At 39.8% G+C, this 14,647-nt stretch carries 11 protein-coding genes; 5 read left to right on the forward strand and 6 right to left on the reverse strand.

The genetic code is table 11. The features are described from left to right. Positions 1-181: 181 nt before the first annotated feature. Together AC58DT_RS08685 and AC58DT_RS08690 are read right to left on the reverse strand one after the other, a co-directional pair. Entirely contained in the window at positions 182-2,323 is a 2,142-nt protein-coding gene (locus tag AC58DT_RS08685) for a S46 family peptidase (protein WP_497216482.1), read from the reverse strand. A gap of 258 nt (positions 2,324-2,581) precedes the next feature. Beyond that, positions 2,582-3,319 carry a hypothetical protein gene (locus AC58DT_RS08690; RefSeq protein WP_497216483.1) on the reverse strand — a complete coding sequence of 246 codons (738 nt, stop codon included), beginning with the start codon at positions 3,317-3,319 and terminating at the stop codon, positions 2,582-2,584. Between the two features lie 315 nt (positions 3,320-3,634). On the opposite strand from AC58DT_RS08690, the gene AC58DT_RS08695 reads away from it, so the two are divergent. Further along, a complete protein-coding gene (locus AC58DT_RS08695) occupies positions 3,635-5,392 on the forward strand; it encodes a T9SS type A sorting domain-containing protein (protein ID WP_497216484.1) in 1,758 nt (585 codons plus the stop codon). Between the two features lie 89 nt (positions 5,393-5,481). Here AC58DT_RS08695 and AC58DT_RS08700 read toward each other — a convergent pair whose 3' ends face one another. Beyond that, the gene (locus AC58DT_RS08700; protein ID WP_497216485.1) at positions 5,482-6,528 is read right to left on the reverse strand and encodes an RluA family pseudouridine synthase; all 1,047 of its coding nucleotides are present in this window, start codon (positions 6,526-6,528) and stop codon (positions 5,482-5,484) included. Beyond that, on the reverse strand, positions 6,515-7,147 hold the full coding sequence (locus AC58DT_RS08705; RefSeq protein ID WP_497216486.1) for a PASTA domain-containing protein: 633 nt from the start codon (positions 7,145-7,147) through the stop codon (positions 6,515-6,517). Before AC58DT_RS08705 ends, AC58DT_RS08700 begins: the two co-directional genes overlap by 14 nt. Positions 7,148-7,257: 110 nt before the next feature. Between AC58DT_RS08705 and AC58DT_RS08710 the strand changes: the two genes are divergently transcribed. From AC58DT_RS08710 to AC58DT_RS08725, 4 genes are all read left to right on the forward strand, one after another. After that, a complete protein-coding gene (locus AC58DT_RS08710; RefSeq protein ID WP_497216487.1) occupies positions 7,258-8,235 on the forward strand; it encodes a D-alanine--D-alanine ligase in 978 nt (325 codons plus the stop codon). A gap of 74 nt (positions 8,236-8,309) precedes the next feature. Next, positions 8,310-9,428, forward strand: coding sequence for a lipid-A-disaccharide synthase (lpxB, locus tag AC58DT_RS08715; protein ID WP_497216488.1), 1,119 nt, complete (start codon positions 8,310-8,312; stop codon positions 9,426-9,428). 44 nt (positions 9,429-9,472) lie between these two features. Continuing rightward, the gene (locus AC58DT_RS08720; protein WP_497216489.1) at positions 9,473-10,063 is read left to right on the forward strand and encodes a C40 family peptidase; all 591 of its coding nucleotides are present in this window, start codon (positions 9,473-9,475) and stop codon (positions 10,061-10,063) included. 99 nt (positions 10,064-10,162) lie between these two features. Beyond that, on the forward strand, positions 10,163-12,187 hold the full coding sequence (locus AC58DT_RS08725) for a ComEC/Rec2 family competence protein (protein ID WP_497216490.1): 2,025 nt from the start codon (positions 10,163-10,165) through the stop codon (positions 12,185-12,187). A 27-nt stretch (positions 12,188-12,214) separates the two neighbouring features. Here AC58DT_RS08725 and AC58DT_RS08730 read toward each other — a convergent pair whose 3' ends face one another. After that, positions 12,215-12,748 (reverse strand): thioredoxin family protein, encoded by a 534-nt coding sequence (locus AC58DT_RS08730; RefSeq protein WP_062622618.1) that lies wholly within the window; start codon positions 12,746-12,748, stop codon positions 12,215-12,217. Positions 12,749-12,832: 84 nt separating this feature from the next. After that, complete coding sequence (locus AC58DT_RS08735) at positions 12,833-14,623, reverse strand: peptide MFS transporter (protein ID WP_497216491.1); 1,791 nt, start codon at positions 14,621-14,623, stop codon at positions 12,833-12,835. Positions 14,624-14,647 lie beyond the last annotated feature (24 nt).

The following is a 14,647-nucleotide window of genomic DNA, read 5'->3' on the forward strand; positions in this document are numbered from 1 at the left end:
ACCAGGGAGAGTCTGCCCCAAACTTATTTCAGAAGGAGTCCACTTTAGTGGAAGAAGCGAGTATGCTCCCCGCCCTGAAAGGGAGGGATTTTCTTGTTTTAAATTATATATTTAAAAACCCACAAATCCAATATTTATGGACTTGTGGGTTAAAAAATAAATGTGGTCTTTTCTAAAAATCTTACTTCACTATCGTCAATTCATCAATAATATGGCTTGCTCCCGCAAACTTGTCTATTAAAAACAGTACATAGCGAATATCCACATTAATGGTGCGCTGCAGTTGATCGTCAAAAATAACATCACCTGCCATTGCCTCGATGTTTCCATCAAAAGCCAAGCCGATCAATTCACCTTTGCCATTCAATACTGGCGACCCGGAATTTCCTCCTGTAATATCGTTATCAGTCAAAAAGTTTACGGGCAAATAACCGTCATTATCCGCATATTGACCAAAATCCTTATTCTCATAAAGGTCTATCAATTTCTGCGGCATATCAAACTCATCATCTCCAGGTTGGTATTTTGCAATAGTCCCCTTCAATGTTGTGTAGTAATTTTTCACAGCATCATTGCGCTTATCTTCCGGCAATGCAATTACCTTTCCATACGTTAAGCGTAGTGTGCTGTTTGCATCGGGATAGTATTTGGCATCTGGATTCATCTCTCGCATACCTTGAACCATCAAACGGTATGCCCGCTCAAAATCGTTGTTCAATTGCTTTTCTTCTTCAGATTCATAACGGTAGCGCTTCAGCAAATCTGTAGATAGCTGAAACAATGGATCATTTTTTAAAACCTCAGCATCTGGATTTGCCATAAAGGCCTCCACCTTTTCTTTTGATTGAAAAATACTGTTCTCAAATGCAGTGTTCAAATAATCATTCCATCCTGCCTCGCTTTTATTATTGGCAGTGGCAATGCGCGCTACCATAGGCGCAATATTTTCAGCTTTTGTAGAATAAAGTTTCAACTGGGCAGCCAGTACATCCTTTTCCAAAGGCATATAAATACCCTCATACAGATCGTTTATTTCAGCTTCCAATTGTGGCTTAACCTCAGCCTGTTTCGCTTTATTCTGTTGTAAATAATAATCCATTGCATTGCCCAAACGGTACGGAATGGTCGCCATTCGGGTACGCAACAACAAGCCCAAATAGTTATCGTGGGCACTGGCTTTATTGGTGTTTTTATAATAATTGTTTATAACGGGTATCACCTCCTCAAACCTATCATTGCCCTTTTTGGAGGCCCATTTCTGAAATGCCTTCTCCTCATTCCGCTTGCTTTCTGCAGTTTTATGCTGCGTAAGCGCATCTATCATTCCTTGGCGGTTTTTCCAATAATTAGCAATAGAGGCATAACTGGAAGCATAATCAAGTTTTACTTGCTGATCCTTGTCCATATATTTCTTCATTACGTCCATAGACGTTTTGGAAGCCTCTACCCAAGCGGGATAAGCATATTCCACATTCTGTTGAATACCGCCTGCTGGCATCCATCGGTTTGTCCTTCCCGGATATCCCAGGATCATGGCAAAATCGTTTTCCTCAAAGCCTTTCAAGCTTGTGGTTAAGTGGTATTTCGGCTTAAGCGGCACATTGTTGGGTGAATACTCCGCAGGGTTGCCGTCCTTATCGGCATACACTCTAAAAAGTGAAAAATCGCCTGTATGTCTTGGCCATTCCCAATTGTCAGTATCGCCACCAAATTTTCCAACGCTCGCTGGTGGTGTTCCTACCAAGCGAACATCGTTATAATCTTGGTAAACGAAGTAATAAAACTCATTGCCCTGATAAAAGGATTTTACAGAAACAGTATATTTACCACCCTCGTTGTTTTCCTGCTCAATCTTTGCGATTTCACGGTTTATGGCAGCTTCGCGTTCGGCTTCAGTCATTTTATCATTCACCTGCCCCAAAATGCGTTTTGAAACATCATCCATACGTACAAAAAAGCGAACGGAAAGTTTCTTTGGCTTTAATTCCTCAGCGTGATTTCCCGCCCAAAACCCATTGGTCAAATAATCGTTTTCCGCAGTGGAAAGTTCTGCAATTTGGCTGTAGCCACAATGGTGGTTGGTAAGCACCAAACCGCTATTCGATATAATTTCTGCAGTGCACCCACGGTTAAATTGCACTATGGCATCCTTAAGGCTGGAATTGTTTATGCTATAAATTTCTTCGGGCGTAAGCTGTAGCCCCATTTTTTGCATATCGCGGTAGTTCAATCGCTCAATGTGCATTAAAAACCACATACCTTCATTGGCCTGAACAGGCAATACAAAGGCAGCAAGTAAAAAACAAAGAATAACTTTTTTCATTAGTAAAGGGAGTTTTATTAGTAATAACTAGACAAACAAGTGGCAGTATGCACTAAATTTATCAGTTGGTAAATATAGAATGATATGTCTTTTATACGGCGCGAACGTTACCGAAAAGAATAATTTTAACTTTTTGTTAAGACAGATAAACACTCCCCACCCAGAAAGGAAGAGCCTGCCCCAAACTTGATTCGGGAGGTACCAGACAGGCGGGGTAGATATAATACACAACTGAGAACTGAGAACTGAGAACAGAAACTAAACAATCCCAATCCCCACAGCCCCCTTAGCAAACGATTTATAATACCTATCTGGCAATTTCTGATAAAACTGTACCTTCACAACTCCAAAAACCTCTCGATTAGCAACCGGGTTTTCGGCACAGGTAAGCTCCAACTCCCTAGCAACCTCTTCCGCAGCAACCACAACCTCATCCCCAGCCAAAAAACGAAAAGCATTGGTTTTCAAGTCATATTCCAAAACCCCATATTGCATAAAAAAGTGCGTACTCCCTTTAGGAAATTTCAATCGTTTGGGGTCAAAAGCAACAGCTTTCAAAGCTCCTGTTTCTGCATTAAAATCGGTAATTGGCCCCAATATATCCCTAGTTTGTGGGCCATTGGTAAACTTAAACTCCCTTAAAAGCTTCCGTCCCATATCACAACAAAGTCCTTTCCCTACTGTCCGTTGCCCTGCAGGCGCCTCAACCAGCGTTTTGATCTGCATAAAAAGTTTCATCAACCGCTGGTGCAAAGTCCCATCCTGTAAATCATTTATAAGAGGAAACAAAGCTTCCTTAAAATGTTTGTTGAATTTACTGCACAATGCAAGTTCCTGATTACTATCACGAACCCCTTGCATCTTTGGATTATTTTTTATACTTTCGGTAGTAAATCCACCACCCGCTTTCCGTTGGCGCTGCTTGCCATCCTGAAAGTAATAGTTAATACCGTTGTACGTTCCTTTTATCGGTGGAAACTTATTATCTGAAGCCATAACCAATTAATTTATAGTTGGTATTTCAGAAGAAAATTAAAACATTCCCCTCATTTTTCCAAATCCGTATGCCGACTATATACCGACACTATGTTGACTATATGCCGATCTTATACCGTATTTGCTCCCAGTTTCCTTCTACTTTCCCTTTACTTTCCTCCCACTTTACTAGTATCTGTCTGCTATACTTGCCCTACCGTACTTCAAAAAAATGCGGCTCTTTCCGAACAAAACTCGCACTCAACCAAAGCAACACCCTTGCAAACCCAATATTTATCTATAACTTTATAAATACGAAACTCAAAAACGAAGCTCATGAAAAAAACAATTACCTTTCTATCGTTACTCTTCATTGGAACAGCTACCATTGCCACCGCCCAGCAGCAAGGCAAGAAAGCAAGTCTTAATGAGGATGGCACTATTTCCGTTCAAACGGTTAGCCTTCCAGAAAATTACTACAACCAGGAAAAAACCCAAGTATTTGACCAACTCTGGCGCTTTGGCGAACCTGCGCATCCCAATTTCAAAAACAGTCGCGGCACCACCTTGGCAGATATTGATAACGATGGCGTGGACGAAATACTCTACGGTATCTGGAACACCCTTTATGCCCTTGAAGGAGACGGCACTGTTCTTTTCGAAAAACCCGTTAGCGGCACCATTCTTCTTCCCCCTTCGGTTGCAGATTTAAACAATGACGGCACTCTGGAGATTGTACTAAATACTGGAGGTGTTCCCAATGCGGGTCGTGTTTATCTTCTTGATCCCACAGGGGCAGACTTACCGGGTTGGCCTTTAAACTTTGATGACCACTGGATGATTAACGCCCCAGCAATTGCTGACGTGGACGGAGATGGAATGTTAGATATTATTACCGGTGAACGCGTAGGGAGTGCACAAGGCTTTGTGCATGCCATTAAAATGGACGGTACTCCAATTAATGCCAATTGGCCCGTAGAGGTAGCAGCTACCCCTGCATTTACCCCTTCCATTGCTGATGTTGATAATGACGGCAGCAATGACGTGGTAATAGCGGCCTCTTCCGCAGGCATGTATATCTTTGATAACCAAGGGCAGCTATTCCCCAACTTCCCTGTTGTTGACCCCAATGTGAAATATTCCTATCAATCTCCTATGCTTGCAGACCTAGATAACGATGACGACCTTGAAATTATAGGAAGCAACCACGGCGATGCTCCTGGCTTTTACGTTATGGAGCACGACGGCACTTACAAAGCAGGTTGGCCTATTGCTACCAGCGAGTGGACCTACTCCCCCTCCACTGTTTGGGATGTAGATAATGACGGTATCTTTGATATCTTTATGTCAGACCGTAATACAAGTGGAACCCAAGGTGAAGAACTTCCCGTTGTTTATGGTTTAGACCCAGATGGATTAAACCTTCCTAATTTCCCAATAGAAAAATACGGCGGTACCGAAGGGGTTATCTCCCTCGCAGATGTTAATAATGATGGTGCTTTAGATGTTGTATTCCCGAGTGTTATAACCGATGCTGACGGCTATGGTTACATCCACGCTTACAATATGGATGGCAGTGGCGAAATTGATGGTTTCCCCCTGCGCCCCCGTGGCTTTACATTTCTAAATGGCGCAGTATTGGGCGATGTGGATAACGACGGTATGCTGGACCTTACAGCCAATAGCTACACCCTAACGTTTGGCACCGGGGTTGACTCCACTTTTGTAAGTGTGTACAACCTCAACGTACCCTACAATCCAGACCGTATAAAGCGGAACGGCTACAAAGGCAATAATACCCGAGAAGGTTTTGTTGAAATAGAAGAAATTGTAGGTGTTACAGATTTTAGTGCCAGCTCCGTAATAAGTATTTTCCCAAACCCTTCAGAAGGCATCTTAACCTTTAAGCTTCCTCAGGCTATTGTAAATGCTAATCTGAAAGTTTACAGTGTGGATGGAAAAGTAGTCTTTTCTGAAGAAGGCAATCTGCAAACTACAAGCAGTTACAATTTAAAGCATTTAAATAACGGATTGTATTTTGTTTCCATCTCTGATGGAAAGAAAACGTTTACAGCTAAGTGGATTAAGAATTAAAAACATAGAAAACTTGATTGTCTGGTCGAGCGTTGGCCTGTCTCGAGCGTAGTCGAGAGGTCGAGATCTCTGTTCCACCAGACAATCATTTATTCAATCACATGCTGCGAATAATTTCGCCATTTATCCAAACAAGCCTCCATATCCTCTGGAATGGGGCATTCAAAACGCATAAACGCTCCCGTAGTTGGGTGTACAAACCCTAAAGTGCGGGCGTGCAATGCCTGACGCGGCAGCACTTTAAAACAGTTTTCAACGAACTGTTTGTATTTGCTAAAAGTAGTTCCTTTTAAAATCTTTTCACCCCCGTAACGTTCATCGTTAAATAAGGTGTGGCCTATGTATTTCATATGCACCCTTATTTGATGCGTTCGTCCAGTTTCCAACTTACACGAAACAAGGGTCACATAACCCAAACGCTCCAATACTTTATAATGGGTAACCGCGGGTTTGCCCTTTTCCTCTTCATCGTTTTCGTAAACGGTGTTTTGTAAGCGGTTTTTGGGATGGCGGCCGATATTTCCTTCAATGGTACCTTCCTCTTCTTCCACATTCCCCCACACAAGGGCAACATATTCGCGCTCGGTGCTTTTGTCAAAAAACTGTTTGGCAAGGTGAGTCATTGCTTCCTCCGTTTTTGCAATCACCAACAAGCCACTGGTGTCTTTATCTATTCTATGAACCAAACCAGGTCTGTTACTCGAATTATTGGGAAGGTTTTCGAAATGATACGTTAACGCATTTATAAGTGTACCACTGTAATTCCCATGTCCGGGATGTACAACCATTCCTGCGGGTTTGTTTACCACAAGTACAGCGTCATCTTCATATACAATATCCAAGGGAATATTTTCGGGCACCAAAAGAAACTCATAGGGCGGATGCTCAAAAAGTACCGTAACCACATCATTGCCCTTCACTTTGTAATTACTCTTAACGGGAAGCCCATTAACGTAGATATTTCCAGCGGTTGCTGCTTTTTGTATTTTATTGCGGGTCGCTTTTTCAATCAGGTTCATCAGGTATTTATCTACTCTAAGCGCCCTCTGCCCTTTATCTGCCTTAAAGCGGTAATGCTCGTAAAGATCATCACTGCCATCAGTATCATCAATTTCTTCTTCGCTAAAATTCGTCATTGTTTTCTTCTTCATTTTCAGTTGGAGCCTCTAGATTTTCTTCGGAAGAATCGTCTTCTGTTTGAATTCTATTGAGCGATTCATCCCCAACAATCAAATCTATTACCGAAGTTTTCTGCAGCGGTGTGCCCACCTCAAGTTTTTCACCTTTGTAGCGCATTTCCAAAACGTTGTCGCTAATATGCGGACGGTAACTTATCTTTCCTATTTTGAAACCCATGGCCAGTAGTGTAGGCTCTGCCTGTCGGCGCGTACGCCCCAACACATCGGGCACTTCAATTTTACGGTAGCCCGAAGGATTCAGCGTTAAATATAATTTTCGGTCTTCCTTTACAAATTTTCCCGGTTTTGGTATTTGCTCAATCACGGAATATTTTGGAAAATCAGGGTTGTAATTTGCAGAATCCAAAATTTCATACCGAAGATCCATCTCGTCCAATTTCTCCTCTACTTTATCCAAGGACATTTTGGCAAGGTTAGGTACTTCTATCGTTTCATTATGGTTTGTACTAAAGCGCAACCACCATAATATCAAAAAAGCCAAAACAAGCAAGACCACGATAGCCAAGAGCAACTGCTTTAAAAATGCCTTGGAAAATACAAACTGGATAAAAGTCATACGTTTCTTTGTTAATGCACAAAAATATAAAACCCAAAGTTAGTATCTTTCTATGGATAAGTGATATTTTTGTTTTACCAGTTATTTAACGCAGGTTTTAATTATTTGTTATGGGCAAAAAACGTATTGCCGTTGCTATGGGCGGCTATTCCAGCGAGTTCGAGATTTCGATAAACAGTGGCGGTGTGGTTTGCAACGCCCTCGATAAAAACAAATATGAAGTATATCCGGTACATATTTTGGAAGAAGGATGGTACTTTGTAGCCAATAACGGCACAAAACACCCCGTAAACAGAGCCGATTTCAGTTTTGACAATGGCACGGAAACCATCAGGCCCGATGCTATTTTCAACACAATCCACGGCACGCCTGGCGAAGATGGCTATCTGCAGGCCTATTGGGAATTGTTGAAAATTCCACACACGAGCACCGATTATTATTCCGCCGCACTCAGTTTTAATAAACGGGACTGCCTTTCGGTATTGAAGAATTTTGGCATTCGCGCAGCAAATTCGTATTACATAAATAATGGCGGTGAGATTAATGTTGAAGAAATAGTAAAGAAAACCGGCCTGCCCTGTTTTGTAAAGCCCAACCGCTCCGGTTCCAGTTTTGGCATCAGCAAAGTGAACGAAATGGACGGAATGATGCCCGCAATAGAAAAAGCATTTACTGAAGACACCGAAATAATTATTGAGACCGCCTTGGTAGGCACCGAAGTTTCCGTAGGGGTTTATAACAAAGGCGAAGAGATAATCGCACTTCCAATAACCGAAATTGTATCGGAAAATGAATTCTTTGATTATGAGGCAAAGTACCTTGGAAAATCACAGGAAATCACTCCTGCAAGAATTTCAGAAGAAGAAACCGAAATGGTTCAAAAAGAAGCCGTCCGTATTTATAAATTATTAAATATGAAAGGTATTACCCGCAGTGAATTCATTCTTGAAAAGGGAAAGCCTTATTTTTTGGAGATAAATACCAATCCGGGCCTTTCAACCGAAAGCATCGTGCCCAAACAAGCCCGTGAGGCAGGAATGACGCTTACGGAGTTTTTTGATATTTTAATACAGAATGTATTAAAGTAGTTTCAGGTTTCAAGTTTCAGGTTTCAGGTTTAAAAACTTAACAACTCATAACCCATAACTCATAACTTTTTAAAATGAAATATTACCTCATAGCAGGCGAAGCGTCCGGCGATTTGCACGGAGCCAATTTAATGAAAGCCCTAAAAAAGGAAGATTCTGAAGCAGATTTTCGCTTTTGGGGTGGCGATTTGATGCGTGAGGTTGGCGGCACCGAGGTAAAACATTATCGGGAACTTGCCTTTATGGGCTTTGCAGAAGTAATACTGAATTTGCGGACTATTTTTAAAAACATCAAATTCTGCAAAAAGGATATTGAAAGTTTCAACCCTGATGTAATTATTTTTATAGATTATCCAGGGTTCAATTTCAGAATTATGAAATGGGCGCGGCAAAAAGGGTACCGAACGCATTATTACATTTCACCGCAAATATGGGCGTGGAAGGAAGGGCGTATAAAAGATATAAAGCGCGATGTGGATGAGATGTATGTTATTCTTCCCTTTGAAAAGGAGTTTTACGAAGAGAAACACAATTATCCCGTGCATTTTGTGGGGCATCCGTTAATCGATGCCATTTACAACCGAAAACAAGTTGACCCCAAAATCTTCAGCAAAGAAAATGGTTTGGACGATAGACCAGTAATAGCATTGCTTCCCGGCAGCCGAAAGCAGGAAATTAAAAAAATGCTGGAAATAATGATTTCCGTTGCCAAGGATTTTAAGGAATACCAATTCGTAATTGCCGGAGCACCGAGCCAGGAAAAGTCATTTTATGAAAGTTTTCTCAGTACGAAAAACGTACATTTTGTAGCAAATAAAACTTATGACCTTTTAAGTATTTCAGAAGCGGCGTTGGTTACCTCAGGCACCGCCACCCTGGAAACCGCTCTTTTCAAAGTACCACAGGTGGTTTGTTATAAAGGTGGCAGGATTAGTTATGAAATAGCAAAACGCGTTATAAAACTGGATTATATTTCCTTGGTGAATTTAATTTTGAACAAAACAGTTGTAACCGAACTTATTCAAGCCGATTTCAACAAAAAAAGATTGAAAGAAGAATTGACCAAAATTCTGGATCCGTACAACCGTGCAGCAATGTTTTTGGATTATTACGATCTTGAAAAAGCGCTCGGCGGAAGGGGCGCAAGTGAAAACACGGCCAAACTAATTTATGCTGCCCTAAAAGAAAATTAAAGAATATTTTATATTTTTAACTATTCATCCCCTATACCCTATCGATGCGAAAACTACTCTTCCTTTCCTTTTTTGCTTTATTCCTAATTTCTTGCGGAAGTACCAAAAACACCGGTAAAATTCCCGAAGCCATAATAGGAAAAAATGAGGTAAAGACGAAAACTACTCGTAAGGTAAGTCCGCACAAAAACAATAAAATTACAGCAAAAAGAGATGATGAAAACACTTCGGAAGACTCTGAAGAAAGCCCTAAAGAAATTAAGAAGGGAATTATAGATTACGCCAAAACCTTTCAGGGCACCCGTTATAAATTTGGTGGAACTACAGATGCTGGAATGGATTGTTCTGGCTTAGTCTATACCGCATTTCAAAAGGAAAACATTACACTTCCCAGAATTTCGCGTGATATGGCTACAAAAGGAATTCTTATTTCGTTTAAGGACATTGAAGAAGGCGATTTGGTATTTTTCAAAACCAGCAGCAGAAACACTATAAACCACGTAGGTTTGGTAGTGGAGGCCAAACACGGCGAAGTAAAATTTATACACTCCACAACCCGTGCCGGGGTTATCATTTCATCGCTAGACGAGGATTACTGGAAAAAAGCTTTTGTGGAAGTACGCCGGGTTATTTAATTTTCGGTTTCAGCAATTTTGTATTTCCAAAATATATTTTTTAATTTTAATTCAATTCTCCCCAATAAATTTTAAGTAGTACGCTTAAAAGATTGGGGCATGAAATTCATCAACTTTGCAATAGTAAAGTTTTCGGCTTTCCTTGTGCTGGGTATTCTCGCAGCACAATACTTTCCTTTTAATTTTTTTTCACTTCATTATCTTTTAATAATCCTAGCGATAGTTACGGGCCTATGGCTTTGGTCCCGGAAGCAATTGATTCAGCACGTTTACTTCGGAATAGCTACATATCTCTGTTTTTTTGCCATTGGTTATTTTACGCATCAAATTCGGCTTCCACAATTTCAACCCAAACATTATTCGCACTTTATTTCGGAAAACAAAACAGATTTAGTACAGCTGAAAATAACCCAGATCTTAAAGCCCGATAAATACTATCTCAAGTATTTTGCAACGGTAAGTGCAATAAACAACAAATCTGCAACGGGGAAAATCTTGCTGAATCTTTCTAAAGATTCTATAACAAAATCTTTTTCACCCGATGAGAGTGTGCTTGTATATGCCCCAATTACCGACATTCCGAAACCGCTGAACCCGCACCAATTTGATTATTCAAAATATATAAAATCATTAGGTGTTTATGGACAGTTACGCTTTTCATCAACAGCAATTCTAAAAACACAAACAGGTTCCAAAACCTTAATGGGCATTGCGCAAAACTTACGCGCATATATAGTTGCTAAACTTCAAAATACAAACCTGGAAACTGATGAACGCGCAATTCTGCAAGCGCTAGTTTTAGGTGAAAAGAAAGACATTGACAAAAGCCTGTACAATGAATACGCCGCTGCGGGAGCTGTGCATATTTTGGCGGTTTCGGGGCTCCACGTGGGTATATTATATATTATTCTGGCATTTGTTTTTAAACCCTTTTTACGATGGAAATATGGCGTCTTCTTTCAAGCTATATTAATTGTTATACTTTTATGGTGTTTTGCATTACTTTCTGGACTATCGCCATCAGTTACACGGGCGGTAACGATGTTCAGTTTCTTTGCAATAGCCAAACTTTTTGACCGAGAGACAAATTCCATAAACACATTATTCCTTTCGTTTTTCACGCTTTTGGCCATCAATCCGCTGTGGTTGTTTCAGGTTGGTTTTCAACTTAGCTATTTGGCAGTTTTCTTTATTGTTTGGTTACAGCCCCTTTTCTATAAAATAGGTTATTCAAAATATTGGATTGTCCGGAAAACTTGGGGAATCGTGTCCGTTACTATTTGTGCGCAAATTGGGGTTTTACCTTTGAGTTTATACTATTTCCACCAATTCCCGGGATTGTTTTTACTCACCAATATTGTAGTGCTTCCATTTTTAACCATCTTAATGTGCGGCGGAATATTGATTGTGTTTTTGGCGAGTTTTGACAGCTTGCCCAATTGGTTGGCAGAGAGCTATAATTTTTTGATTGAAAACCTTAATGGGTTTATCCACTGGGTTGCAGTGCAGGACGAATTTCTTTTTAAGGAAATCCATTTCTCTCCATTAAAAGTCTTGGGAACCTATTTTTTTATTATTGCCCTAGCATTACTTCTGAAAAAGATAAACTATCATAGGTTGGTACTTTCACTTGTGGCAATTGCAACAATAATTTCAATTTATACCTATGATGAATTTAGGTATTCTGGTAATCAAATGATAATATTTCAAAAAAGCAAACAAACGTTGATTGGTTATAAAAACGGAAAACATTTGACGATTTTTAAAAGTGATAGTATTTTAAATACTTCTGAAATATTTCCTCTTAAATCATTCAAAACTGCCGCAAACATTAATTCCTATTCAGAAAAAAAAATTCCAGGGTTCTTTAGCTATAATAATAGAAGCATGCTCGTTTTAGATAGTTTGGGGGTCTTTCCCAAAATAACGAAGGTGCATACAATTCTGCTCACGAACAGTCCAAAAATAAACCTCAATCGACTAATCGACAGCTTACAGCCCAACCAAATTATTGCCGATGACAGTAATTATTATTCCTATGTAAAACGCTGGGAAAAAACTTGTAAATTAAAAAAGCTCCTGTTCTGTCATACCGCAAAACAAGGAGCTTTCCCAATAGAATAGCCCGAATATGAAACCGAAATGGCTATACTAAAATGTAGATTTAAAATTCTTTTGATATTCTTCCCAGGCTTCGGTAGTTGTTATTTTTAAATAATCGTCCGTATGTATCATTTTTAGGAAAATCTCAAGTTGGGGAGGTGTTCTGTAACCTGGTACCGCTTGGATTAGCTTGCCTTCTTCCGTAAAAAAAACAACACTGGGATAGGCGTTAACTTTTAGGGCATGTGCAAATAAATGCTGTGAGTTTCTACCTTTTCTCGCTGGATCATAATTGGGGTTTGTGTAGGTAAAATCATTAAAGGTTACCTCTTCGGTCCCTTCAGCATTAAACTTAACCGCATAATAGTTTTTGTTTAAATATTCAATTACATCCGCATCGCTGAAAGTATTTTTATCGAGCATTTTGCAGGGGCCGCACCAAGTGGTATAAACGTCCATAAAAATCTTTTTTGGTTCTTTCTTTTGGGCGGCAAGCGCTTCATTCATAGTCATCCAATTAATTTTTTGTGAATGGACTGTACCTGCGGAAATAATAAGAAAAAAGAGTAATAAATATTTCATTATAAATGCTTTAGTAATTTTAAATATTTGAAACAAAAAGCGTTCCATAAAAAGGAACGCTTTTATATTATAAAGTATTGTGTATTAACGAATGCCGTGCATTAATTTTTTTAGAACAGGGTTCAGCAACATCGAAATAACGCCAACACTAATAGGTATTAAGGTGAATATCAAGAAGAACGTTCCCATAGAATATTCTGCAGAAATCTTATCAATCATCCCTCCCATAGTATTGGCGGCTTTTTGGCCCACAGCAATGGCAAGGTACCATACTCCAAACATAAATCCAATCATGCGCGCGGGCACCAATTTACTTAAATAGGACAAGCCCAAAGGCGACAGACACAACTCGCCCATTGTGTGCATCAAATACGCCAAAATAAGGAATACCATACTCACTTTTGCGGTCATTGCCCCCGGGGGAATATCTGAAGCACCATATGAAAGTATTGCAAAGCCCAAGCCCAGCATAATAAGACCAATACCATACTTTACGGCTGCGCTAGGGTTATATTTGCTCTCCCACCATTTTGAAAATATAGGTGCAAGCGTAATTATAAAGAATGAATTTAAAATCCCGAACCATGTGGCATCCACCTGTAATTCTGTTTGATTAAACTTATCGTACAGTCTATAAATTACCAAGCCCCAAATACCAATAAAAGCAATAACCAATGCTATATTGGACATTGCAATTCTATTATGCGTTTTCTTGACCAACAAATAAATAACCCAAGAAATAATAATTAAAGGAACGGTCGTTAATAACGCATCTATTATTTTGAAAATCATAGCAGAATTCCCAGTTAGGTCCCTATCGGTATAATCCTGTGCAAAAAGCGTCATAGAACCCAATGACTGTTCAAAAAATGCAAAAAAGAAAACCGTGAACAGCCCGAAAATGGAAACGGCAATCAATCTATCTCGAACGATTGGCAAATAACGAGCAATACGCGTCACCAATAAAATCAGGAACATTGCCAATGCTGCAAGAACAACTATGTTTGTTCCGCTCATTCCACCAATCTCAAAAGGCACCAGAGAAGTATCGTATATTTTTTCTAAAGGATCATTGAAAAGATATAGCAAACCACCAACGGATGACAATACGATCAAAACATAATCAAACATTGTGAACGGGTTCAATTTAATAGGTGCTTCCTCTACTTCATCACTTCTCAGTTCAGGTCTTTCCTCATTTATATTTTGAGGTATTTCTACTTCATGTACTTTGGAAGGTTTTGCACCAATACCTCCAAATATTTTATTCGCCAATAAAAACTGAAGCATTCCAAAAAACATAAAGATTCCTGCAAGCCCAAAGCCCCAAGACCATCCATAATTTTCAGCCAAATACCCACATAGCATCATTCCGAAGAAAGCTCCGGCATTCACTCCCATATAAAAGATTGTATAAGCACCGTCTTTTTTAGATTCCTTGCCTTTGTACATTTCAGAAATAATGGAGGTAATATTCGGCTTAAAAAAACCTGTACCAATTACCAAAAGAGCAAGGCCCATGTAAAATGAAGCAGTGGTTTCCAGCGCCATGGAGGCGTGGCCAAGCGTCATAATAACGCAACCCAACACCACTGCCATACGGTACCCCGTAATTTTATCTGCTATCCAACCTCCAATGATAGGGGTTAAATATAAAAGCGAAGCATAGGTTCCAATAAGTGCCAACGCATGCTCGCGTGGCCATTCCCAACCGGGATTGTCACTCAAAATTGGAGCGGTTAAAAACAACACCAAAAGGATACGCATTCCGTAAAAGGAAAAACGCTCCCACATTTCAGTAAAAAAGAGTATAAATAATCCCGCGGGATGCCCTAAAACTTTGTCTTTAAACAGATTTTCTATATCAGTGTTCATCGGTATTTGTTTTGGTTAAATTAT

The sequence above is a fragment of the Aequorivita sp. CRS11 genome (genome assembly GCF_059693805.1).

Coding starts and splice junctions, on each gene's coding strand:
- AC58DT_RS08685 (WP_497216482.1), bottom strand. CDS start 2,323: ATGAAAAAAGTTATTCTTTGTTTTTTACTTGCTGCCTTTGTATTGCCT.
- AC58DT_RS08690 (WP_497216483.1), bottom strand. CDS start 3,319: ATGGCTTCAGATAATAAGTTTCCACCGATAAAAGGAACGTACAACGGT.
- AC58DT_RS08695 (WP_497216484.1), top strand. CDS start 3,635: ATGAAAAAAACAATTACCTTTCTATCGTTACTCTTCATTGGAACAGCT.
- AC58DT_RS08700 (WP_497216485.1), bottom strand. CDS start 6,528: ATGACGAATTTTAGCGAAGAAGAAATTGATGATACTGATGGCAGTGAT.
- AC58DT_RS08705 (WP_497216486.1), bottom strand. CDS start 7,147: ATGACTTTTATCCAGTTTGTATTTTCCAAGGCATTTTTAAAGCAGTTG.
- AC58DT_RS08710 (WP_497216487.1), top strand. CDS start 7,258: ATGGGCAAAAAACGTATTGCCGTTGCTATGGGCGGCTATTCCAGCGAG.
- lpxB (WP_497216488.1), top strand. CDS start 8,310: ATGAAATATTACCTCATAGCAGGCGAAGCGTCCGGCGATTTGCACGGA.
- AC58DT_RS08720 (WP_497216489.1), top strand. CDS start 9,473: ATGCGAAAACTACTCTTCCTTTCCTTTTTTGCTTTATTCCTAATTTCT.
- AC58DT_RS08725 (WP_497216490.1), top strand. CDS start 10,163: ATGAAATTCATCAACTTTGCAATAGTAAAGTTTTCGGCTTTCCTTGTG.
- AC58DT_RS08730 (WP_062622618.1), bottom strand. CDS start 12,748: ATGAAATATTTATTACTCTTTTTTCTTATTATTTCCGCAGGTACAGTC.
- AC58DT_RS08735 (WP_497216491.1), bottom strand. CDS start 14,623: ATGAACACTGATATAGAAAATCTGTTTAAAGACAAAGTTTTAGGGCAT.